This window comes from Streptomyces sp. WI03-4A, from assembly GCF_033792105.1.
GTDB lineage: Bacteria > Actinomycetota > Actinomycetes > Streptomycetales > Streptomycetaceae > Streptomyces > Streptomyces collinus_A.
The window spans coordinates 49,394-70,002 of the sequence record NZ_JARAUO010000021.1 but is presented as its reverse complement, the minus strand read 5'-3'; the positions used below and the strand labels follow the sequence as shown (position 1 = coordinate 70,002).

General features: G+C 73.3%; 14 protein-coding genes and 2 pseudogenes. 6 read left to right on the top strand and 10 right to left on the bottom strand.

All coding sequences use genetic code 11. The features are described from left to right. Positions 1-6: 6 nt before the first annotated feature. A complete protein-coding gene (locus PV343_RS21685; protein WP_319148614.1) occupies positions 7-1,122 on the bottom strand; it encodes an ADP-ribosylglycohydrolase family protein in 1,116 nt (371 codons plus the stop codon). Positions 1,123-1,973: 851 nt separating this feature from the next. After that, positions 1,974-2,966, bottom strand: a pseudogene (locus PV343_RS21680) (ADP-ribosylglycohydrolase family protein); the annotation flags it as partial. A gap of 311 nt (positions 2,967-3,277) precedes the next feature. Here PV343_RS21680 and PV343_RS21675 point away from each other — a divergent pair. From PV343_RS21675 to PV343_RS21665, 3 genes are all read left to right on the top strand, one after another. Next, the gene (locus PV343_RS21675; protein ID WP_319148613.1) at positions 3,278-4,009 is read left to right on the top strand and encodes a VIT1/CCC1 transporter family protein; all 732 of its coding nucleotides are present in this window, start codon (positions 3,278-3,280) and stop codon (positions 4,007-4,009) included. Positions 4,010-4,408: 399 nt separating this feature from the next. After that, complete coding sequence (gene gltB / locus PV343_RS21670; protein ID WP_319148612.1) at positions 4,409-9,007, top strand: glutamate synthase large subunit; 4,599 nt, start codon at positions 4,409-4,411, stop codon at positions 9,005-9,007. Continuing rightward, the gene (locus PV343_RS21665; protein WP_319148611.1) at positions 9,000-10,463 is read left to right on the top strand and encodes a glutamate synthase subunit beta; all 1,464 of its coding nucleotides are present in this window, start codon (positions 9,000-9,002) and stop codon (positions 10,461-10,463) included. The genes gltB and PV343_RS21665 overlap by 8 nt, the downstream gene beginning before the upstream one ends. Before the next feature lie 115 nt (positions 10,464-10,578). Here the strand turns inward: PV343_RS21665 and PV343_RS21660 are convergent. The 4 genes and pseudogenes from PV343_RS21660 to PV343_RS21645 all read right to left on the bottom strand — a co-directional run bounded on the left by PV343_RS21660 (position 10,579) and on the right by PV343_RS21645 (position 14,472). Then, positions 10,579-11,273 (bottom strand): annotated as a pseudogene (locus tag PV343_RS21660) (chitosanase). A 42-nt stretch (positions 11,274-11,315) separates the two neighbouring features. Beyond that, positions 11,316-12,236 carry a rhomboid family intramembrane serine protease gene (locus tag PV343_RS21655; RefSeq protein ID WP_319148610.1) on the bottom strand — a complete coding sequence of 307 codons (921 nt, stop codon included), beginning with the start codon at positions 12,234-12,236 and terminating at the stop codon, positions 11,316-11,318. A 140-nt stretch (positions 12,237-12,376) separates the two neighbouring features. Further along, positions 12,377-13,333: an acyl-CoA dehydrogenase family protein gene (locus PV343_RS21650; protein WP_319148609.1), complete on the bottom strand. Its 957-nt coding sequence runs from the start codon at positions 13,331-13,333 to the stop codon at positions 12,377-12,379. Further along, positions 13,333-14,472 (bottom strand): acyl-CoA dehydrogenase family protein, encoded by a 1,140-nt coding sequence (locus tag PV343_RS21645; protein WP_319148677.1) that lies wholly within the window; start codon positions 14,470-14,472, stop codon positions 13,333-13,335. Before PV343_RS21645 ends, PV343_RS21650 begins: the two co-directional genes overlap by 1 nt. A gap of 53 nt (positions 14,473-14,525) precedes the next feature. On the opposite strand from PV343_RS21645, the gene PV343_RS21640 reads away from it, so the two are divergent. From PV343_RS21640 to PV343_RS21630, 3 genes are read left to right on the top strand one after another with little or no spacing between them, the layout of a single operon-like run. Continuing rightward, entirely contained in the window at positions 14,526-15,311 is a 786-nt protein-coding gene (locus PV343_RS21640; protein ID WP_319148608.1) for an SDR family oxidoreductase, read from the top strand. A 24-nt stretch (positions 15,312-15,335) separates the two neighbouring features. Next, positions 15,336-15,971: a TetR/AcrR family transcriptional regulator gene (locus PV343_RS21635; RefSeq protein WP_319148607.1), complete on the top strand. Its 636-nt coding sequence runs from the start codon at positions 15,336-15,338 to the stop codon at positions 15,969-15,971. A gap of 39 nt (positions 15,972-16,010) precedes the next feature. Next, positions 16,011-17,168 carry an acetyl-CoA C-acetyltransferase gene (locus PV343_RS21630; protein WP_319148606.1) on the top strand — a complete coding sequence of 386 codons (1,158 nt, stop codon included), beginning with the start codon at positions 16,011-16,013 and terminating at the stop codon, positions 17,166-17,168. Here the strand turns inward: PV343_RS21630 and PV343_RS21625 are convergent. The 4 genes from PV343_RS21625 to PV343_RS21610 are packed head-to-tail and all read right to left on the bottom strand — an operon-like array spanning position 17,152 to position 20,550. Further along, positions 17,152-18,210, bottom strand: a complete 1,059-nt coding sequence (locus tag PV343_RS21625; RefSeq protein ID WP_319148605.1) for a nitronate monooxygenase — start codon at positions 18,208-18,210, stop codon at positions 17,152-17,154. The genes PV343_RS21630 and PV343_RS21625 overlap by 17 nt on opposite strands. Positions 18,211-18,217: 7 nt before the next feature. After that, positions 18,218-18,958 (bottom strand): CoA-transferase subunit beta, encoded by a 741-nt coding sequence (locus PV343_RS21620; RefSeq protein WP_319148604.1) that lies wholly within the window; start codon positions 18,956-18,958, stop codon positions 18,218-18,220. After that, positions 18,955-19,806, bottom strand: coding sequence for a CoA transferase subunit A (locus PV343_RS21615; protein ID WP_319148603.1), 852 nt, complete (start codon positions 19,804-19,806; stop codon positions 18,955-18,957). The genes PV343_RS21620 and PV343_RS21615 overlap by 4 nt, the downstream gene beginning before the upstream one ends. Beyond that, positions 19,807-20,550 carry an enoyl-CoA hydratase family protein gene (locus PV343_RS21610; RefSeq protein WP_319148602.1) on the bottom strand — a complete coding sequence of 248 codons (744 nt, stop codon included), beginning with the start codon at positions 20,548-20,550 and terminating at the stop codon, positions 19,807-19,809. Positions 20,551-20,609: the final 59 nt, after the last annotated feature.

Here is a 20,609-nt window from a genome sequence, read left to right as displayed (position 1 = left end):
CCCGAATCATCCCTCCGGTCGGGCCGGGTGCGCGGTTTCCAGGAGTCCGGCGAGTTCCACCAGGTCGGTGCCGGTGAGGCGGGGCAGGGCGCAGCCGGACAGGGTGCGGCAGGCGTCCCGCCAGCTGTCGGGGACGGCCGCGCCGCCGCCCAGGGCACCGGTGAGCGCCCCGGCGAGGGCGGGCGCGGAGTCGGCGACCCGGGACAGGCAGGCGGCGGCGGGCACGGCCTCGGCGATGCGGCCGCGGGCGGCGGTGGCCAGGGCGAGGGCCACCGGGACGGTCTCGGCGGCGGCGATGCCGTAGCTGTAGACGTGGTCGACGATCTGGTGCTCCAGCAGGGGGATCAGCGCGAAGGCCGACTCGCTGTCGGCGGCCAGGGCGAGGGCGTGCCGGGCGTTGCGGCCGATCTCCGTCCCCGCCGGGAGCTCGTCGAGCGCGGCCGTCACGCAGGTTTTGGTGTCCGCGCCGACGAGGGCCTGGGCCAGGGCCGCCGCCATCGCCCGGGCGCCGTGCACGCCGTCGCCGTCCTGGGTGTAGCGGGCGTCGAACTCGGCGAGGTCGGCGGCCCGGCGGGGGTCCCCGGGGTGGGCCACCGCGAGGACGCAGGCGCGGACGCAGGCGGCGTCGTCGAAGTAGTGCGGGTTGTCGTGGCCGGTGGCGGGCGGGCGCAGACCGGCGGCGAGGTTGCCGAGGCCGGCGCGTACGGAGATGCGGGCCCGCAGCGGGAGCACGGCCGACTCGACCTCGGGGGCGCGGTCCGCCGCCGCGGCGACCTCGGCGGCGACGGCGGTCCAGGTGAGGTCGATCGCGGCGCGCATCCGGCGGTCCCGGCCGAGGTCGCCGAGCACGTCGTCGTCACCGGCCCGCAGCACCGCCTCGGCGGCGAACGCCGCCCACTCGGCGTCGTCGGAGGGGCCGAGGCGCAGCGGCTCCGGGGGCTGGTTGAGCGCGATCGGCACCGGGAGGGTGGTCGTCGCGTTCTGCTCGGCGAACGTGTCCAGCTCCCGGGTGAGCCGCCGGGTCCACTCGGGCATCCGCGCCGCCCGGTGCCGCGCGGCGGGCCACCCGGCGGCGTCCCCCGCGGCGAGCCCGACCAGCAGCCCCTCGACCCGCCGCGTCACGACCGCCCCCCGCTGCCCACACCCCCGGAGTCCCCCACCTTCACGAGAGGCCCCGCCCGACGGCCAGGTTCCTGCTTCTCGGCGAGGCCGGCTTCCGAGGGGGTGAGTGCGGTCGGGGGTTGGGCGGAGGGGAGGGGGCTCGGGTCGGGCTCGACGGAGCGGGCGCCGGGGTGGGAGGTGGTGAGCGGTTGCGGTGGCTGGGCGGCCTGGGCGGTGGCGGTGGGATGCAGGGGCGGCTCGGGCGGTGGGGCGGCAGCGGGCAGAGGTGCCGGACGTCCGGCCGGCTGGGCGGCGGTGGGGAGGGGCATGGGTGGTTCAGCCGGTTCAGCCGGTGCAACGGCCGGGGCGGGGCCCGGTGGGACGAGGGGCTGAGTGGTGGTGAGCGGTTGCTGTGGCCCGGCGGGCTGGGCGGCGGTGAGAAGGGGCGTAGGGGGCTCGGCCGGCGAGGAGGCGGCGCGCAGAGCTGCCGGGTCTTCAGGCGCCTGGGCGGAGGGGAGGGGTGCTGGTGACCCGGCCGGCTCTACGGCGGGCGCCGGTGGGGCGAGGGGCTGGGACGTGGTGAGCGGTTGCTGGGGCTCGGCGACCTGGGCGGCAGCGGCGGCGGGAGCCAGGGGCGACTCGGCCGACGCGGCGGCAGCGGGCAGGGATGCCGGGTCCTCGGGCGTTTGGGCGGCGGGCAGGGGAAGGGGTGGCTCAGCCGGCTCGACGGCGGGGAGCGGTGCAAGGGGTTCCGCCGGCCGGGAAGTGGTCGTGGGGATCGGTGTCGCCGGGCGGGCGGTGGTGAGCAGGTGGCGGACCGGCTCCGGGAGGAGGTCCGGGGTCGTCACCGCGGAGCCCCACTTGCCGCCCTCCTCCGGGACGAGGAGTTCCGCGATGTCCAGGACGTGGTGGCCGGCCATGGACGGCAGGCAGCGGCCGCGCGCCGGGCCGATCGCCGCCGCCCAGGACGAGGGGATCGCCGAGACGCCCCGGGTCGCGCCGGCCAGGGCGCCCGCCACCGCGGCCGTCGTGTCCGCGTCGCGGCCCATGTTGACCGCCGTCAGGACCGCTTCCCGGAAGTCCCCGTCGGCCGCCGCGTACGCGCCGAAGGCGAGGGCGACCGCCTCGGGGGCCAGATCGGTCCAGGGGTAGCCGCCGATGACCACCGCGGAGCGGACCGCGCGTTCGCCGCGGTGGGCCACGGTCACCGCGCGCCGCAGCGAGCGGGCCGTCCAGGAGTCGTCGGGGACGACCGCGAGCGCCGAGGCGATCACCACCGCGGGCGAGGCACCCGCCATCGCCGCCGCCACCCCGGCCGCTACCGCCTGGCCGCCGTAGATGCCCTCGCCCTCGTGGCTGACCGCGCCGTCGATCGCCACCAGCCGGGCCGCCTCCCCGGGGCGCCCGGCGGCGAAGACCCCGAAGGGCGCCGCCCGCATGGCGAGGCCGTCGCTCCAGGCATGCCGGTGCTGTGCGGAGATGGGGGCCGCGAGACCGCGGCGGAGGTTCTCCAGCGTGCCCCGCTCGCTGAAGCCCGCCCCGCGGAAGGGGCCCTCGGCGCGGTCGGCGATCCACTGGTGCCAGGCACCCTCGACGTGCGCCGGGGTCAGCGCCGAGCCGTGCCGGGCCAGCAGCAGCCCCGAGAAGATGGCGTACTCGGTGTCGTCCGTGCCGCACGGCCGCTCGCTGACGTACCCGGTGATCCGGCCCCAGCGGCCGCGGATCTCGGAGGGCTTGAGGTTCTCCGCGGGCGCCCCGAGCGCGTCGCCGACGGCCAGCCCGAGCAGCGCGCCGCGGGCCCGCTCGCGCAGGGGGACGGCGTCCGCGGGCGCCGGGCCCGGGGGAGTGCGGGCGATCGATGCCATGGGCGGCCTCTCCTTCGCGGCGCCACGAGGGCCACGGGGACCTCTGACGGACGGACCTCTGGCGGTTGTCTCCGGTTGTCTCCCCCGGATGTCTCCCCCCGGCAGGGGCGGCCGTGAGCCTGAAGGCCATCCGTGTCACCCGGTCGGCATCTGAGCATGATCGTTCTCGCATGAGCAAGAACAGGTAAAACCGCAGGTTAGCCCAGCCTTTCCTTGCTGGCGGCGAAGAAATTATCGGCGTACATTCGGTTTTGTCGAAAAGTAGAACTCATCCAAAGTTAGCTTTGGCTAAGCTTCCTGGGGGACCCCGCATGGCGATCATCGAGACCGAGGCGGCGCTGCACGAGGCGCACCGCGACAACCACACGCACCGGGACGTGAACGGCGGCTGGCTGCGCCCCGCCGTCTTCGGCGCGATGGACGGCCTGGTCTCCAACCTCGCCCTGATGACCGGCGTCGCGGGCGGTTCCGTGGGCCACCAGACCATCGTCATCACCGGCCTCGCGGGCCTGGCCGCCGGCGCCTTCTCCATGGCGGCCGGCGAGTACACCTCCGTCGCCTCGCAGCGCGAACTCGTCGAGGCCGAGCTGGACGTCGAGCGGCGCGAGCTGCGCAAGCACCCGCAGGACGAGGAGGACGAGCTGGCGGCGCTCTACGTGGCCCGCGGGGTGGAGCCCGCACTGGCCCGGGAGGTCGCCCGGCAGCTCTCGAAGGACCCCGAGCAGGCGCTGGAGATCCACGCCCGCGAGGAGCTGGGCATCGACCCCGGCGACCTGCCGTCGCCGCTGGTCGCCGCCGTGTCCTCGTTCGGCTCCTTCGCGCTCGGCGCCCTGCTGCCCCTCCTGCCGTACCTGCTGGGCGCGAACGCCCTGTGGCCGGCCGTGCTCCTCGCGCTCGCCGGGCTGTTCGGCTGCGGCGCCGTGGTGGCCAAGGTGACCGCCCGCTCCTGGTGGTACAGCGGCCTCAGGCAGCTCGCTCTGGGTGGCGCAGCGGCCGGTGTGACGTACGCCCTGGGTACTCTGTTCGGGACGGCCGTAGGATAGGGCCGTAGGGACTTATGCGTCGGACCGCATAAGTACCCGTTACTCGCTGGTTTCGAAGGCATGACCACGGGGCATGAGCCGTAAGCGCTGTGGGCAAAGACGCCTGCGGCGCACTCGCGGGATGAGTGAAGGCGCTCCTCCCCCTCAAGGCCGATGGACGCGGATCCGACCGATCCCGTCCCCCCGGCCCCCACACACTTCCGCCGCCCGTGCGCGGCACCCGCCGCGACCCCGCGGCACCCCGGCCGTACCCGGCGCCGTCCGCATGCTGGAACGGAGTATCCGGTTCCCGAGAACCGCTCCATCATGTAACCTGCACGAAATTTTGCACTCCACCGCAGAGGGCCAACGTCGTCCCTCGGCACTTGCACATGCCAGATGACGACGACGGGAGAGCCGATGCGTACGCCGCGCCAGCCGTCCCAGCACTCCGTGAATGGCCAGAACTGGTCGTTCATGGATGCTCGCCCTGCTGCCCAGGGTATGTACGACCCCCGCAACGAACGCGACGCCTGTGGCGTCGGTTTCGTCGCCACTCTTACCGGCGAGGCGTCCCACACGCTGGTCGAGCAGGCACTCACCGTGCTGCGCAACCTGGAGCACCGCGGCGCCACCGGCTCCGAGCCCGACTCCGGCGACGGCGCGGGCATCCTCTCCCAGGTTCCCGACGCCTTCTTCCGTGAGGTGACCGGTTTCGACCTCCCCGCCGCAGGTGGCTACGCGGTAGGCATCGCGTTCCTCCCGGAGGACGGCGCCGACGCCGCCGTCTCGAAGATCGAGACGATCGCGGCCGAGGAGGACCTCACCGTCCTCGGCTGGCGCGAGGTCCCGGTCGCCCCCGAGCTGCTCGGCGTCACCGCCCGGTCCACCATGCCGGTCTTCCGCCAGATCTTCGTGACCGCCGCCGGGAGCGAGGGCATCGCGCTCGACCGCAGGGCCTTCGTGCTGCGCAAGCGCGCCGAGCGGGAGGCCGGTGTCTACTTCCCGTCCCTGTCCGCCCGCACGATCGTCTACAAGGGCATGCTGACCACCGGCCAGCTCGAGCCCTTCTTCCCGGACCTGTCCGACCGCCGCTTCGCCTCCGCGATCGCGCTCGTGCACTCCCGGTTCTCCACGAACACCTTCCCGTCGTGGCCGCTCGCGCACCCGTACCGCTTCGTCGCCCACAACGGTGAGATCAACACCGTCAAGGGCAACCGCAACTGGATGCGCGCCCGCGAGTCCCAGCTCGCCTCCGACCTGTTCGGCCCGGACGAGAAGGCGATCGAGCGCATCTTCCCCGTGTGCACGCCGGACGCCTCCGACTCGGCGTCCTTCGACGAGGTGCTCGAGCTGCTGCACCTCGGCGGCCGCTCGCTCCCGCACTCCGTGCTGATGATGATCCCGGAGGCGTGGGAGAACCACGACTCCATGGACCCGGCCCGGCGCGCCTTCTACCAGTTCCACTCCACGATGATGGAGCCCTGGGACGGCCCGGCCTGCGTCACCTTCACCGACGGCACCCAGGTCGGCGCCGTGCTCGACCGTAACGGCCTGCGCCCCGGCCGCTACTGGGTCACCGACGAGGGCCTCGTCGTCCTCGGCTCCGAGGTCGGCGTCCTCGACATCGACCCGGCCAAGGTCGTCCGCAAGGGCCGCCTGCAGCCCGGCCGCATGTTCCTCGTCGACACCGCCGAGCACCGCATCATCGAGGACGACGAGATCAAGGCGTCCCTCGCCGCCGAGCGGCCGTACGCCGAGTGGCTGGAGGCCGGCGAGATCGAGCTGGGCGACCTGCCCGAGCGCGAGCACATCGTCCACACCCACGCCTCAGTCACCCGCCGCCAGCAGACCTTCGGCTACACCGAGGAGGAGCTGCGCATCCTCCTCGCTCCGATGGCCCGCACCGCCGCCGAGCCGATCGGCTCCATGGGCACGGACTCGCCCATCGCGGCCCTGTCCGAGCGCCCGCGGTTGCTCTTCGACTACTTCACCCAGCTGTTCGCGCAGGTCACCAACCCGCCGCTGGACGCGATCCGGGAGGAGCTGGTCACCTCCCTGCGCTCGTCGCTCGGCCCGGAGGGCAACCTGCTGGAGCCGACGGCCGCCTCCTGCCGCTCGGTCACCCTGCCCTTCCCGGTCATCGACAACGACGAGCTGGCCAAGCTCATCCACATCAACGCCGACGGCGACATGCCCGGCTTCAAGGCCGCGACGCTCTCCGGCCTGTTCCGGGTCTCCGGCGGCGGCGACTCGCTGGCCGCGCGCATCGAGGAGATCTGCGCCGAGGCCGACGCGGCCATCGACAACGGCGCCCGCCTGATCGTCCTGTCGGACCGCCACTCGGACGCCGAGCACGCGCCGATCCCGTCGCTGCTGCTCACCGCGGCCGTCCACCACCACCTCATCCGCACCAAGCAGCGCACCCACGTGGGCCTGCTGGTCGAGGCCGGCGACGTCCGCGAGGTCCACCACGTCGCGCTGCTCATCGGCTTCGGCGCCGCCGCGGTCAACCCGTACCTGGCGATGGAGTCCGTCGAGGACCTGCTGCGCGCGGGCACCTTCATCGACGGCGTCGAGCCCGAGCAGGCCATCCGCAACCTGATCCACGCCCTCGGCAAGGGCGTCCTGAAGGTCATGTCCAAGATGGGCATCTCCACCGTCGCCTCCTACCGCGGCGCCCAGGTCTTCGAGGCCGTCGGCCTGGACGACGCGTTCGTGGAGAAGTACTTCAACGGCACCGCCACCAAGATCGGCGGCGTCGGCATCGACGTCATCGCCAAGGAAGTCGCCGCCCGCCACGCCAAGGCCTACCCGGCCTCCGGTATCGCTCCCGCGCACCGCGCGCTGGAGATCGGCGGCGAGTACCAGTGGCGCCGCGAGGGCGAGCCGCACCTGTTCGACCCGGACACGGTCTTCCGCCTCCAGCACTCCACGCGCTCCGGCCGCTACGACATCTTCAAGAAGTACACCGAGCGGGTGAACGAGCAGTCCGAGCGCCTGATGACGCTGCGCGGCCTGTTCGGCTTCAAGTCGGACCGGCAGCCGATCCCCGTCGACGAGGTCGAGCCGGTCTCCGAGATCGTCAAGCGGTTCTCCACCGGCGCCATGTCGTACGGCTCCATCTCCAAGGAGGCGCACGAGACCCTCGCCATCGCCATGAACCAGCTGGGCGGCAAGTCCAACACCGGTGAGGGCGGCGAGGACCCGGAGCGCCTGTACGACCCGGCGCGCCGCTCCGCGATCAAGCAGGTCGCCTCCGGCCGCTTCGGCGTGACCTCCGAGTACCTGGTCAACGCGGACGACATCCAGATCAAGATGGCCCAGGGCGCCAAGCCCGGCGAGGGCGGCCAGCTGCCCGGCCACAAGGTCTACCCGTGGGTCGCCAAGACGCGTCACTCGACGCCGGGCGTGGGCCTCATCTCCCCGCCGCCGCACCACGACATCTACTCCATCGAGGATCTGGCCCAGCTGATCCACGACCTCAAGAACGCCAACCCGCAGGCCCGCATCCACGTGAAGCTGGTCTCCGAGGTCGGCGTCGGCACGGTCGCGGCCGGTGTGTCCAAGGCGCACGCGGACGTCGTCCTCATCTCGGGTCACGACGGTGGCACCGGCGCCTCCCCGCTGACCTCCCTGAAGCACGCGGGCGGCCCCTGGGAGCTCGGCCTCGCCGAGACCCAGCAGACCCTGCTGCTCAACGGCCTGCGCGACCGCATCGTGGTGCAGACCGACGGCCAGCTGAAGACCGGCCGCGACGTCGTCATCGCCGCGCTGCTCGGCGCCGAGGAGTTCGGTTTCGCGACCGCCCCGCTCGTCGTCTCCGGCTGCATCATGATGCGCGTCTGCCACCTGGACACCTGCCCGGTCGGCATCGCCACCCAGAACCCGACGCTGCGCGAACGGTTCACCGGCAAGGCCGAGTACGTGGTGAACTTCTTCAAGTTCATCGCCGAGGAGGTCCGCGAGATCCTCGCGGAGCTGGGCTTCCGCTCCATCGAGGAGGCCGTCGGCCACGCGGAGACGCTCGACGTCACCCGTGCCGTCGACCACTGGAAGGCGCAGGGCCTGGACCTGGAGCCGCTGTTCCACGTGCCGTCGCTGCCCGACGGCGCCGTCCGCCACCAGCTGATCGAGCAGGACCACGGCCTGGAGAAGGCCCTGGACAACGAGCTGATCAAGCTGGCCGCCGACGCCCTGGCCGCCTCCGACGCCACCGAGGCCCAGCCGGTACGCGCCCAGGTCGCCATCCGCAACATCAACCGCACGGTCGGCACCATGCTCGGCCACGAGGTGACGAAGAAGTTCGGCGGCGCGGGCCTGCCCGACGACACCGTCGACATCACCTTCATCGGCTCGGCCGGCCAGTCCTTCGGCGCGTTCCTGCCGCGCGGTGTCACGCTGCGCCTGGAGGGCGACGCCAACGACTACGTCGGCAAGGGCCTGTCCGGCGGCCGGATCGTCGTCCGCCCGGACCGGGCCGCCGACCACCTCGCCGAGTACTCGACCATCGCCGGCAACACCATCGGCTACGGCGCCACCGGCGGCGAGCTGTTCCTGCGCGGCCGTACCGGTGAGCGGTTCTGCGTCCGCAACTCCGGCGCGCTGGTCGTCTCCGAGGGCGTGGGCGACCACGGCTGCGAGTACATGACCGGCGGTCGCGCGGTGGTCCTCGGCGAGACCGGCCGCAACTTCGCGGCGGGCATGTCCGGTGGCATCGCGTACGTCATCGACCTGGACCGCGACAACGTCAACGCCGGCAACGTCGGGGCCGTCGAGGCGCTGGACGACGCCGACCGGCAGTGGCTGCACGACGTGGTGCGCCGGCACGCCGAGGAGACCGGCTCGACCGTGGCCGGGAAGCTGCTCGCCGACTGGGACGCGGCCGTGCAGCGGTTCAGCAAGATCATCCCCAGCACGTACAAGGCAGTGCTCGCCGCCAAGGACGCCGCCGAGCGAGCCGGTCTCACCGAGACCGAGATCACCGAGAAGATGATGGAGGCGGCGATCAATGGCTGACCCGAAGGGCTTCCTGAACCACGGCCGTGAGGTCGCCAAGTCCCGCCCCGTCGAGCAGCGCGTCAAGGACTGGAACGAGGTCTACGTCCCCGGCTCCCTGCTGCCGATCATCAGCAAGCAGGCCAGCCGCTGCATGGACTGCGGCATCCCGTTCTGCCACAACGGCTGTCCGCTGGGGAACCTGATCCCGGAGTGGAACGACTACGCCTACCGCGAGGACTGGGCCGCGGCCCAGGAGCGCCTGCACGCGACCAACAACTTCCCGGAGTTCACCGGTCGCCTCTGCCCGGCCCCCTGCGAGTCCGCGTGCGTGCTGGGCATCAACCAGGCGCCGGTCACCATCAAGAACGTCGAGGTCTCGATCATCGACAAGGCGTGGGAGACCGGGGACGTCGCCCCGCAGGCGCCCGAGCGCCTGTCGGGCAAGACGGTCGCGGTCGTCGGCTCGGGCCCGGCGGGCCTGGCCGCCGCCCAGCAGCTCACCCGGGCCGGCCACACCGTCGCCGTCTACGAGCGCGCGGACCGCGTCGGAGGTCTCCTCCGGTACGGCATCCCCGAGTTCAAGATGGAGAAGCGGCACATCAACCGCCGTATCGAGCAGATGCGCGCGGAGGGCACCCGCTTCCGCACCGGCATCGAGATCGGCCGCGACCTGAAGGCGACGGACCTGAAGAAGCGGTACGACGCCGTGGTCCTGGCCGTCGGCGCCACGACCGCCCGCGACCTGCCGGTCCCCGGCCGCGAACTCAAGGGCATCTACCAGGCGATGGAGTACCTGCCCCTGGCCAACAAGGTCCAGGAGGGCGACTACGTCACCACCCCGATCTCGGCCGAGGGCAAGCACGTCGTCGTCATCGGCGGCGGTGACACCGGCGCCGACTGCGTGGGCACCGCCCACCGCCAGGGCGCGGCCTCGGTCACCCAGCTGGAGATCATGCCCCGTCCGAACGACGAGCGGCACCCGACGAACCAGCCGTGGCCGACCTTCCCGATGCTCTACAAGGTCACCTCGGCGCACGAGGAGGGCGGCGAGCGGGTCTACTCCGTCTCCACCACCCACTTCGAGGGCGACGAGGACGGCAACGTCCAGTGGCTGCACCTGAGCGAGGTCGAGTTCGTCGACGGCAGGCTGACCTCGAAGCCGGGCACGGAGCGCAAGATCCCCGCCCAGCTGGTCACCCTCGCCATGGGCTTCACCGGCACCGACCGCGAGAACGGTCTCGTGGAGCAGTTCGGTCTCGACCTCGACGAGCGCGGCAACATCGCCCGCGACGCCGACTTCCAGACCAACGTGCCCGGCGTGTTCGTCGCCGGCGACGCCGGCCGCGGCCAGTCGCTGATCGTCTGGGCGATCGCCGAGGGCCGTTCCGCGGCCCGCGGTACGGACCGCTTCCTGACCGGGGCCAGCGAGCTGCCGGCCCCGATCCGCCCGACGGACCGCGCCCTCGCGGTCTGACGGGCCCCGCGAAACGTTACGTACAACGGCGTACGGAACAAGGACGACGCCTGCCCACCATGTCCCCGACCGGACGGCTGGGCAGGCGTCGTCGCACGTCCGGACACCGCCCCGGCTAGGGCACCTTGTACGTCTCCCCGTACACGCGCCACTCCAGCGGCGTGTCGAGGCCGAGGTTGCCGTCGTACAGGAACTCCCGAAGCCGTCCCGGCCGGTGCCGGGGCCGTGGAAGACCATCGCGTCGTGGTACACGAACCGGCCCAGCGTGCCCAGGCCGTCGAGCTTGGCGAGGCGGACGGCCGGGTCGAAGCAGGCGTGGTCGCGCTCCGTCCTCTGGGCCTCGCGGAAGGCCGGCCGCTTCGCCTCGGACTTCCAGGCCGCGGTGAAACCCGGGTCGAGGCCCCGGTGGGAGTCGGTGCCGTCGACCTCGCGCAGGTTCGGCAGGTACCTCGCCGGGCCGTTGCCCGGATGCGCCTTCGAGTAGCGCTCGACCAGGGTCAGCGGGTCGTGGGTGCCGGAGCAGAAGCCGATGATGCCGGCGGTGTAGCCCTGCCCGTCACCGAGGTCCTCGATGTAGCCGTAGGCGCTGGGCCAGTCCAGCGTGGAGTTCTCCGCGCTCGCCACGATCCGCTGCGCCAGCTCCTTTTTCGCGGGCGCGGCGAGCCCGGGCGGGGCGTCGGCGACGACCTCGGCGTCCGCCGCACGCTCCGACTCGGCGCGGCTCTTGGCCTTCTGGCGCGCTTCCTGGGCGGCCGACACGTGCTTGCCCTCCGCCGGCTCGGACGGCCCGGGGCCGACGGCGTAGACCACCGCCGTGACGACGACCGGCACCGCGGCGAAGAGCGGCGCGCCTCACGCGGCGGCACCTCCCGTGAGGCCGGCGACCTCGACCCAGGCGAGCACGAGCAGCACCACCAGCAGCGCCACGCACACGCCGGTCTGGATCAGCGCGCGGCGGCCGTCCCGGGGCGCGTAGGCGTACGCCAGCGTCACCGCGCCGCCCGCCAGCAGTCCGCCGAGGTGGCCCTGCCAGGACGTCATCCCCGCGGAGAGCACCAGCCACAGCAGCAGACCGGTCATGTAGCGGTTGACCGCCCGCATGTCGTAACCGAGGCGGCGGCCCATGATCCAGTAGGCGGCGCCGAGCCCGAAGATGGCGCCGGAGGCGCCCACGCCCAGGACGTCCGGGGCGATGAGCAGCTGCAGGACGGAGCCGCCCAGGGCCGACAGCAGGTAGAGGGCGAGGTAGCGGGCCCGGCCCAGCTGCGTCTCCACCACCCGGCCGACCGTCCACAGCGAGGCCATGTTCATCACGATGTGCAGGACGCCGATGCCCTCGGACGGCGGCATGTGCAGGAAGGCGCCGGTCAGCAGCCGCTCCCACTCGCCGCCCACGAGGCCCTCGGCGCGCACGGAGGAGTCGTACGGGTACTGCCAGAGGTAGTGCGCGCCGTCCGTGCCCCTGAGCCCGGCCCCCAGCATCCCGAACCGGTCCACGATCGACGGGCGCGCCAGCTCGGCCAGGTAGGCGAGCACGTTGAGCCCGATGAGGACGTACGTCACCAGCGGCACCGCGCTGATCCGGCCGCCGAAGGCCGTGCGCGCCTGCCGGACCGACCGCGCGCCCTCCTTCACGCACTCCACGCACTGGTGGCCGACGGCGGCCTCGCGCATGCACGACGGGCAGATGTGACGGTCGCAGCGGGTGCAGCGGACGTGCGACTCCACCTTGGGGTGACGAAAGCACGTGGTGACGGCGGACTCGGCGGTCACGGCCGGCTCCTCTGAGAATGATCGGACAGGGGCGAGCCGGTGGGGACGGCGCCGAACAAAATAGCCAACGCCGGATGCGGGAGTGACGGCAGGGGCCGATGATCACGGGCTCAGCCCCCATATCGACCATTCAGCCCGGCTCAGCCGTCGTCCGCGTCCCCGAGGACGGCCTCCCTGCACTCCTCCGGCGTGCCCCAAGCGGTGCGCAGCGCACGGGCCTTGGTCAGCCACAGGGACAGGTCGTACTCCGCCGTGTACCCGATCGCGCCGTGCAGCTGGAGCGCGGTGCGGGCCGTGATGTACGCCGCCTCGCACGCCTTCAGCTTGGCGGCGGCCACGTCCGCCGGGCGCAGCGACAGCGCCGCCCCGAACACCAACGGCCGGGCGAACTCCAGGGCGATCACGGCGTCGGCCAGGCGGTGCTTGACCGCCTGGAAGGATCCGACCGGGACCCCGAACTGCGTGCGCCGGCGCACGTACGCGACCGTCCGGTCGAGCAGGGCGAGGCCGACCCCCAGGGCCTGGGCGGCGGTCGCGAGGCGCGCCCAGGCCAGTGCGCGGGCCCACGGCGGATCGGGGTCCAGCAGCTCGCCGCCGGGCGCCAGCGGGGTCAGCCTGCGGGCCGGGTCCAGGGAGGGGCGGACCGGCCCGGGACCCGGCGAAAGCACCAACCCCCCGGCCGTCGCGGCGAGATGGAGCGTGGCCGCGTCGCCGTCGAGCGCGGGTCCGCCGGGTGCCGCCACGGTCGCCACCGTCCCGCCCGCCGCGAGCCCGGGCAGGAACCGCCGGGCCGCTGCTCCCTCGCCGAGCAGCACGGCCGCCGCGACCGTCTCCACCAGCGGCCCGGGCACCGCGCACCGGCCCAGCTCCACGAAGGCGACGGCCAGTTCCACCGGATGCGGGCCCAGCCCCCCGTACTCCTCCGGCACCGCCAGCGCGAACACCCCCGTGTCCGCGATTCGCCGCCACAGCGCGCGCCCGCGCGCGTGCTCACCGCGACTCCACTGCCGTACCACCGCCGGGGTGTCCGCCGCCGCCAGCATCGCGCGCAGCGAGTCGGCGAACGCGCGCTGCTCGGTGTCCAGGAGGAAACGCATCAGCGGCGTCCCTTCGGCAGGCCGAGCAGCCGCTCGGCGACGATGTCCCGCTGGATCTCGTTGGTGCCCGCGTAGATGGGCCCGGCCAGGGCGAAGACGTAGCCCTCCGCCCAGGCGGTGTCCGCCGACTCACCCCCGGCGCCGAGGAGATCGAGCGCCGTCTCGTGCAGCGCCAGGTCGTACTCGGACCAGAAGACCTTGTTCAGGCTGGACTCCGGGCCGAGCGAGGCGCCCTCCAGGAAGCGGCAGGCGGCCGCGTAGGTGAACAACTGGTAGGCGCGGGCGCCCACCAGGGCGTCCGCCACCCGGGCGCGTGCCTCCCGCGGGCGGCCGCCCGCCTGCCACAGCTCCCGCAGCCGGGCGGCCGAGGCCAGGAAGCGGCCGGGGGAGCGCAGGGTGAGGCCCCGCTCGTTGCCGGCCGTGGACATCGCGATCCGCCAGCCCTGGCCGGGCTCGCCGATCACGTCCTCGTCCGGCACGAAGACCTCGTCCAGGAACAGCTCCGCGAAGGCCGGCCTGCCGTCCAGGCGACCGATCGGGCGGACCGTGACGCCGGGGGCCCGCAGGTCGAACATCAGGTACGTCAGGCCCTGGTGCGGTCGCGCGGCGCCCGGGTCGCTGCGGAACAGGCCGAAGGCCCGGTCGGCGAAGGCGGCCCGCGACGACCACGTCTTCTGGCCGCTCAGCAGCCAGCCGCCGGCCGTGCGCACCGCCCTGGAGGTGAGTGAGGCCAGGTCGGAGCCGGCCTCCGGCTCGGACCAGGCCTGCGCCCAGACCACCTCGCCCGCGGCCATCGGCGCCAGTACCCGCGCCCGCTGCTCCGCCGTGCCGTGGTCGAACAGCGTCGGCGCGAGCAGGCTGATCCCGTTCTGGCCGACCCGGCCCGGCGCGCCCGCCGCCCAGTACTCCTCCTCGAACACCAGCCAGCGCAGCAGCCCGGCGCCCCGCCCGCCGTACTCCTCGGGCCAGGAGACCACCGACCAGCGGTCCGCGGCCAGTTCCGCCTCCCAGGCGCGGTGCGCCGCGAAACCCTCGGCCGTCTCCAGGGAGGGCAGTGGGGTGCGTGGCACGTGCGCCGCGAGCCAGGCACGGGCCTCGGCGCGGAACTCGTCGTCCGCCGGAGCGTGGGTCAGGTCCACGGCCGCCGTCACCGTCCTTCCCTAACAAGTGTTTGGTAGGTTAGCGTGGGCCCATGACAGGCGTCGAGAGTCCGGCGTACGAGCCCGGCCACGGACTGCTGAAGGGCCGCACCGCCGTCATCACGGCGGCGGCCGGCGCGGGGATCGGCGGGGCGACCGCGCGCCGCTTCCTGGAGGAGGGCGCCCGGGTGCTGATCAGCGACGCGCACCCGCGCCGGCTGAAGGAGCACGAGGCCCGTTTGGTCCGGGAGTTCCCCGGCGCGGTGACCGCGACACCCTGCGACGTCACCGACGAGGCCCAGGTCCGGGCACTGTTCGAGACGGCCGCACGCGACCACGGCACCCTCGACATCGTCGTCAACAACGCGGGCCTCGGCGGCACTTCGGACCTCGTCGACATGACCGACGAGCAGTGGTGCCGCGTCCTCGACGTCACCCTGGGCGGCACCTTCCGCTGCACCCGGGCGGCCCTGCGCGCCATGCGGGACACCGGCGGCGGGGTCATCGTCAACAACGCCTCCGTCGTCGGCTGGCGCGCCCAGGCCGGACAGGCCCACTACGCCGCCGCCAAGGCCGGGGTGATGGCCCTGACCCGGTGCGCGGCACTCGAGGCGGCCGCCTACGGGGTGCGCGTCAACGCGGTCGCACCCAGCCTCGCGATGCACCCGCACCTGGTGAAGGTCACGTCCGCCGAACTCCTCGAAGAGCTGACCGCCCGTGAGGCGTTCGGGCGGTACGCCGAACCCTGGGAGGTGGCCAACGTCATCGTGTTCCTCGCGTCCGGCTACTCCTCCTACCTCACCGGCGAGGTCGTCGCCGTCAGCAGCCAGCATCCCTGACGGCGGGCAGACCACAATGGGTCCGTGCCGACCAAGAAGAAGCCCCAGGTGACCGCCCCGAAGAAGCCCACGGCGGCCGCCGCCCAGGCGCGCCGCAGCGAACTGCTCGGCACCGCCGCCGAGGTCTTCGCCGAACAGGGCTACAACGCCACGACCGTCCGCGCCATCGCCGACCACGCCGGCATGCTCGCGGGCAGCCTCTACTACCACTTCGACTCCAAGGAGTCGATGCTGGAGGAGATCCTGCGCACCTTCCTCGACGAGCTGTGGGACGGCTACGACACCGTCCTGGCCTCCGGACTCGGCCCCCGCGAGACCCTGGAGGCCCTCGTCACCGAGTCCTTCCGGGAGATCGACCGGCACCGCGCCGCCGTCGCGATCTACCAGAAGGAGAGCCGGCAGCTCGCCGCCCAGGACCGCTTCGCCTTCCTCGCCGATTCCCAGCGCCGGTTCGAGAAGGCCTGGCTGTCCACCCTGGAACAGGGCGTGGCCCGGCGCGTCTTCCGCGCCGACCTGGACGTCCGGCTCACCTACCGGTTCGTCCGCGACACCGTGTGGGTCGCCGCCTCCTGGTACCGGCCCGGCGGACAGCACAGCCCGGAGGAGATCGCCCGGCAGTACCTGTCGATGGTGCTGGACGGGATCGCCGTACGCACCTGACACCGGGGTCCACCACCCCTTTCCTGTGAGGGAGTCGCCATGGCCGAGGCCTACATCGTCGAAGCGGTCCGCACACCCGTCGGACGGCGCGGGGGAGGGCTCGCCCGGGTCCACCCCGCCGACCTCGGCGCGCAGGTGCTGACGGCGCTCGTCCGGCGGACCGGCATCGACCCGGCCGCCGTGGACGACGTCGTCTTCGGCTGCCTGGACGCCGTCGGACCGCAGGCCGGGGACATCGCCCGCACCAGCTGGCTGGCCGCCGGCCTGCCCGAGGAGGTGCCGGGCGTGACCGTCGACCGGCAGTGCGGCTCCTCCCAGCAGGCCGTGCACTTCGCCGCGCAGGCCGTGCTCTCCGGCACCCAGGACCTGGTGGTCGCGGGCGGGGTGCAGAACATGTCCCAGATCCCCATCGCCTTCGCCTCCCGGCAGGCCGCCGAACCCCTCGGCCTGACCGACGGACCCTTCCTCGGCAGCACCGGCTGGCGCGCCCGCTACGGCGACCGGCCCGTCAACCAGTTCGCCGGCGCCGAGATGATCGCCGCCAAGTGGGGCATCAGCCGCGAGGACCAGGAGGAGTTCGCGCTGCGCTCGCACCGGCGGGCGGTGTGGGCCATCGACACGGGCCGCTTCGAGCGGGAGACCGTGCCCTGCGGCGAGGTCACCCTCGACGAGGGCCCGCGCCGCGACACCTCCCCGGAGAAGATGGCCGCCCTGAAACCCGTCCTCGACGGCGGCACCATCACCGCCGCCTGCTCCTCCCAGGTCTCCGACGGCGCGGCGGCCATGCTGCTCGCCTCCGAACGGGCGGTACGGGAACACGGGCTGCGCCCCCGCGCCCGCGTCCACCACCTCTCCGTACGCGGCGAGGACCCCATCCGCATGCTCTCCGCGCCCATACCGGCCACCGCGCACGCCCTGAAGAAGACCGGCCTGACCATCGACGCCCTCGACCTCGTGGAGATCAACGAGGCTTTCGCCCCCGTCGTCCTGGCCTGGCTGAAGGAGACCGGCGCCGACCCGGACAAGGTCAACGTCAACGGCGGCGCGATCGCTCTCGGCCACCCGCTCGGCGCCACCGGCGTCCGGCTGATGACCACCCTGCTCCACGAACTGGAGCGCACCGGCGGCCGCTTCGGGCTCCAGACCATGTGCGAGGGTGGCGGCCAGGCGAACGTGACGATCATCGAACGGCTGTGAGACCCCCCAGTCCCGTCAGCACCTCCCCGGCCTCCCGCATGATCCGCTCCACCAGCTCGGCGCACGACGGCAGGTCGTCGATCAGCCCGGCGACCTGCCCGGACGCCATCACCCCGAGATCCGTACGGCCCTCCACCATCGCCGACCTCAGCAGCATCGGCGTGTTCGCCGCGAGCAGCACCTGACTCCACGACAGCTCCTTGCCGTGCCGCAGGGCCAGCCCGTCCCGGACCATCTGCCGCCAGGTGAGCCCCGACAGCCGCCGGAACCCCGCCGCCCGCCGCACCGCGTGGCCCAGCGCCCGTATCCGGCCCGACCGCTCCAGCGCGTCCACCAGGTCCGTGCGCAGCATCCGGTGCGGCAGCCCGTCCACCGCCCTGGTGACCATGACGTCCCGGACGGCCGCCGCCAGGTACCGGGCCTTCACCGGGTCCGGCACCGTCGAGTCCGAGGTGAGCAGGAACCGGGTGCCCATGGCCACCCCCGCCGCCCCGTAGGCCAGCGCCGCGACCAGCCCCCGCCCGTCGAAGAAGCCGCCCGCCGCCACGACCGGTATCCGCACCGCGTCGACCACCTGCGGCAGCAGCACCGTCGTCGCCACCTCACCGGTGTGCCCGCCGCCCTCACCGCCCTGCACGATCACCGCGTCCGCGCCCCACGCCGCCACCTTCTCGGCGTGCCGCCGCGCCCCGACGGACGGGACGACCACCACCCCGGCCTCCTTGAGCCGGCTTATCAGCCCGGGGGAGGGGGCGAGGGCGAAGGAGGCCACCCGGACCCCCTCCTCCAGCATGATCCCCACCCGGTCCGCCGCGTCCGCCGCGTCCGCCCGCAGGTTCACCCCGAACGGGGCCCGCGTCCGCGACCGCACCTCCCGCACGGCGTCGCGGAGCTGGTCCAGCGTCATGGTCGCGGAGGCGAGGATGCCGAGAGCCCCCGCGTCCGCCGCCGCCGAGACCAGCCGCGGGCCGGCCACCCAGCCCATCCCGGTCTGCACGATCGGATGCCGGACCCCCACCAGCCGGGTCAGCGCGGTCTCCATCAGCCCCTCACCCCCGTACCGCGCCGGGCACCTCGCGCGCCCGCGCTCCGTCCGGATCCAGCACCCCACGGATCAGCCGCAGCTCCTCGGCCGTCGGCTCCCTGGTCCACGGCACCTCGTCCGGAACGGCGAGCGCGAATCCGGTCGCCTCCCGCACCTGCTCCACGTCCACCCCGGGGTGCAGCGAGGCCAGCCGCATCGACCGGTCCGGCGTGGCGAAATCGAAGACGCCGAGATCGGAGACGACCCGGGGGATCCGGTGGAAGCGGGCCGTGTCGCCCAGCGCGGCCGCCCGGTCGTACCCCACCCCGCACACCATGTCCGCCCGCTCCACGAACACCCGCCGGGACTGTCGGGGGATCCAGTAACTGGTCGGGTTGTTGAGTGTGTTGAGCGGCGCCCCGCGCACCCCGAGCAGCTGCCGCCGGGGCCGGGACCAGTCGCCGATGCAGGAGATGTTCTGGTTGCCGTACCGGTCGATCTGGCTCGCCCCCATCATCACGTGCCGGCGGCCGCCCGCCACCAGGGCCAGGTGCTGCCGGTAGGGCAGCCAGCCCTCCGGTGTGCCGTCCGGGCGGACCAGCAGCGCCTCCCCGTCGGTGAGCAGCAGGTCCGGAGCGAAGGTGAGCCTGGCCAGCCGCGCGCCCAGCGACGGGATCAGCCCCATCCCACTGGCCAGGACCTCCCCGTCGCCCCGCCACGCCTCGGCGCAGGCGATCACGCAGTACTCGGCTCGCGTGGCCCTCATCCGCGCCGCTCCTTCCGCCACCGCCGCACGGCTTCCCGGTACTCCTCCTCGTCCCCGCCCAGGAACCGCTCGGCGAACTCCGGCCAGGGTGTGGCCGCGTACGCCCGCTGGAACTCCTCGTCCCGGCCGTAGTCCGGCGCGCAGGAGGTGAAGTGCGCCCCGTTCGGCGCCTCGACCACACCGGTCACCGACAGCCGTCTCAGCAGCAGCGACTGCGGGGCCGCCGCCTCGGTCAGCTCGGCGGTGTCGACGATCCGCTCGCAGGACACGTACGCCTCGTCCGCCGCCTCGCAGAACAGGTCGTCGAAGTACGGGTCGGGGCCCAGGTACTGCCCGTTGCCCAGCCGGTCGGCGCGGTTGACGTGGACCAGGGCCGCGTCCATCCGCAGGGCGGGCATCGCCACCAGCGTCTCCCCGTCCTCGTACGGCGAAGTGACCGTGCGCAGAGCCGGGTTGACCCGCATGACGTCCGAGCCGAGGCCCGCCCGGACCGGCAGGAACGGCAGCCGGTGCGCGGCCGCGCGCAGCCCCGACAGCAGCATGCCCTCGTCCACCTCCGTCAGCTCGAAGGCCCCGCTCTCCCGCGCCGCCCGGTAGTGCGGTTCGAGCGGGACGGAGTCGAGGGTCACGAAGGCGGTGACCAGTCTGCGGATCCGGCCGGCCGCGGCCAGCAGGCCGACGTCCGGGCCGCCGCAGGACACCACCGTCAGATCCCCGATCCCGGCTCTCAGCAGGGCCCGGACCAGGGCCATGGGCTTGCGCCGCGAACCCCAGCCGCCTATGCCCAGGGTCATCCCGCTGGACAGCCGGGAGACCACCTCGTCGGCGGTCATCGTCTTGTCGCCCACCTACGCCCCCTCCTTCCCGAACGTGTCGCGCACCCGGTCGGCCAGCCCGCCCAGGTTCGCCTCGAACGTGAACCCCTGCTCGTAGCGGTAGCTGCGGCGCACGTCGACCGGGTCGATCCCGTTGATGGCGGCCTTCGCCATCCGCAGCAGCTCCCCGTCCTTCGCCGCGATCTCCCCGGCCAGCTCCAGCGCCGCCGCGCGCAGGCCGGGGCGCGGCACCACACGCCAGACGGAGCCGTGCGCGTGGAGCTCGGCGGCGCTCGCCGTGCGCGCCGTGTAGTACAGCGCCCGCATCAGGTGCTGCGGGACCAGCCGGGCCAGATGGGTCGCGGCCCCCAGCGCGCCCCGGTCCAGCTCCGGCAGCCCGAACGCGGCGTCGTCACTCGCCACGATCGCGTCCGCGTTGCCCACCAGGCCTATCCCGCCGCCCAGGCAGAACCCCTGCACCGCCGCCACCACCGGCGTCTCGCACTCGTACACCGCCGCGAAGGCCGCCGCACAGCCCCGGTTGGCGCCGATCAGCGCCTCGTGCCCGCGCGTCTGTATCTCCTTGATGTCCACGCCCGCGTTGAAACCGCGCCCCTCGGCGGCCAGTACCACGCACCGCGCCCCGGGGTCGCGGCCTGCCGCGCGCACGGCCTCGGCCAGGGCGAACCAGCCGCTCACCGGCAGCGCGTTCACCGGTGGGAAGTCGACGGTGACTACGGAAATCCCCTTTTCCGGGGCCGACAGGGAGACACCCATGGACGCATCAGCTACCTTCGCACTCAACGCCTTTCCACCAAACATTTGTTAGGTGTGAG

Excerpts from the sequence above, each read along its gene's own strand:
- PV343_RS21630 (WP_319148606.1), top strand. The coding sequence starts at position 16,011 with ATGGCCGAGGCCTACATCGTCGAAGCGGTCCGCACACCCGTCGGACGG.
- PV343_RS21665 (WP_319148611.1), top strand. The coding sequence starts at position 9,000 with ATGGCTGACCCGAAGGGCTTCCTGAACCACGGCCGTGAGGTCGCCAAG.
- PV343_RS21640 (WP_319148608.1), top strand. The coding sequence starts at position 14,526 with ATGACAGGCGTCGAGAGTCCGGCGTACGAGCCCGGCCACGGACTGCTG.
- PV343_RS21620 (WP_319148604.1), bottom strand. The coding sequence starts at position 18,958 with ATGAGGGCCACGCGAGCCGAGTACTGCGTGATCGCCTGCGCCGAGGCG.
- PV343_RS21650 (WP_319148609.1), bottom strand. The coding sequence starts at position 13,333 with ATGCGTTTCCTCCTGGACACCGAGCAGCGCGCGTTCGCCGACTCGCTG.
- PV343_RS21625 (WP_319148605.1), bottom strand. The coding sequence starts at position 18,210 with ATGGAGACCGCGCTGACCCGGCTGGTGGGGGTCCGGCATCCGATCGTG.
- PV343_RS21675 (WP_319148613.1), top strand. The coding sequence starts at position 3,278 with ATGGCGATCATCGAGACCGAGGCGGCGCTGCACGAGGCGCACCGCGAC.
- PV343_RS21610 (WP_319148602.1), bottom strand. The coding sequence starts at position 20,550 with ATGGGTGTCTCCCTGTCGGCCCCGGAAAAGGGGATTTCCGTAGTCACC.
- gltB (WP_319148612.1), top strand. The coding sequence starts at position 4,409 with ATGCGTACGCCGCGCCAGCCGTCCCAGCACTCCGTGAATGGCCAGAAC.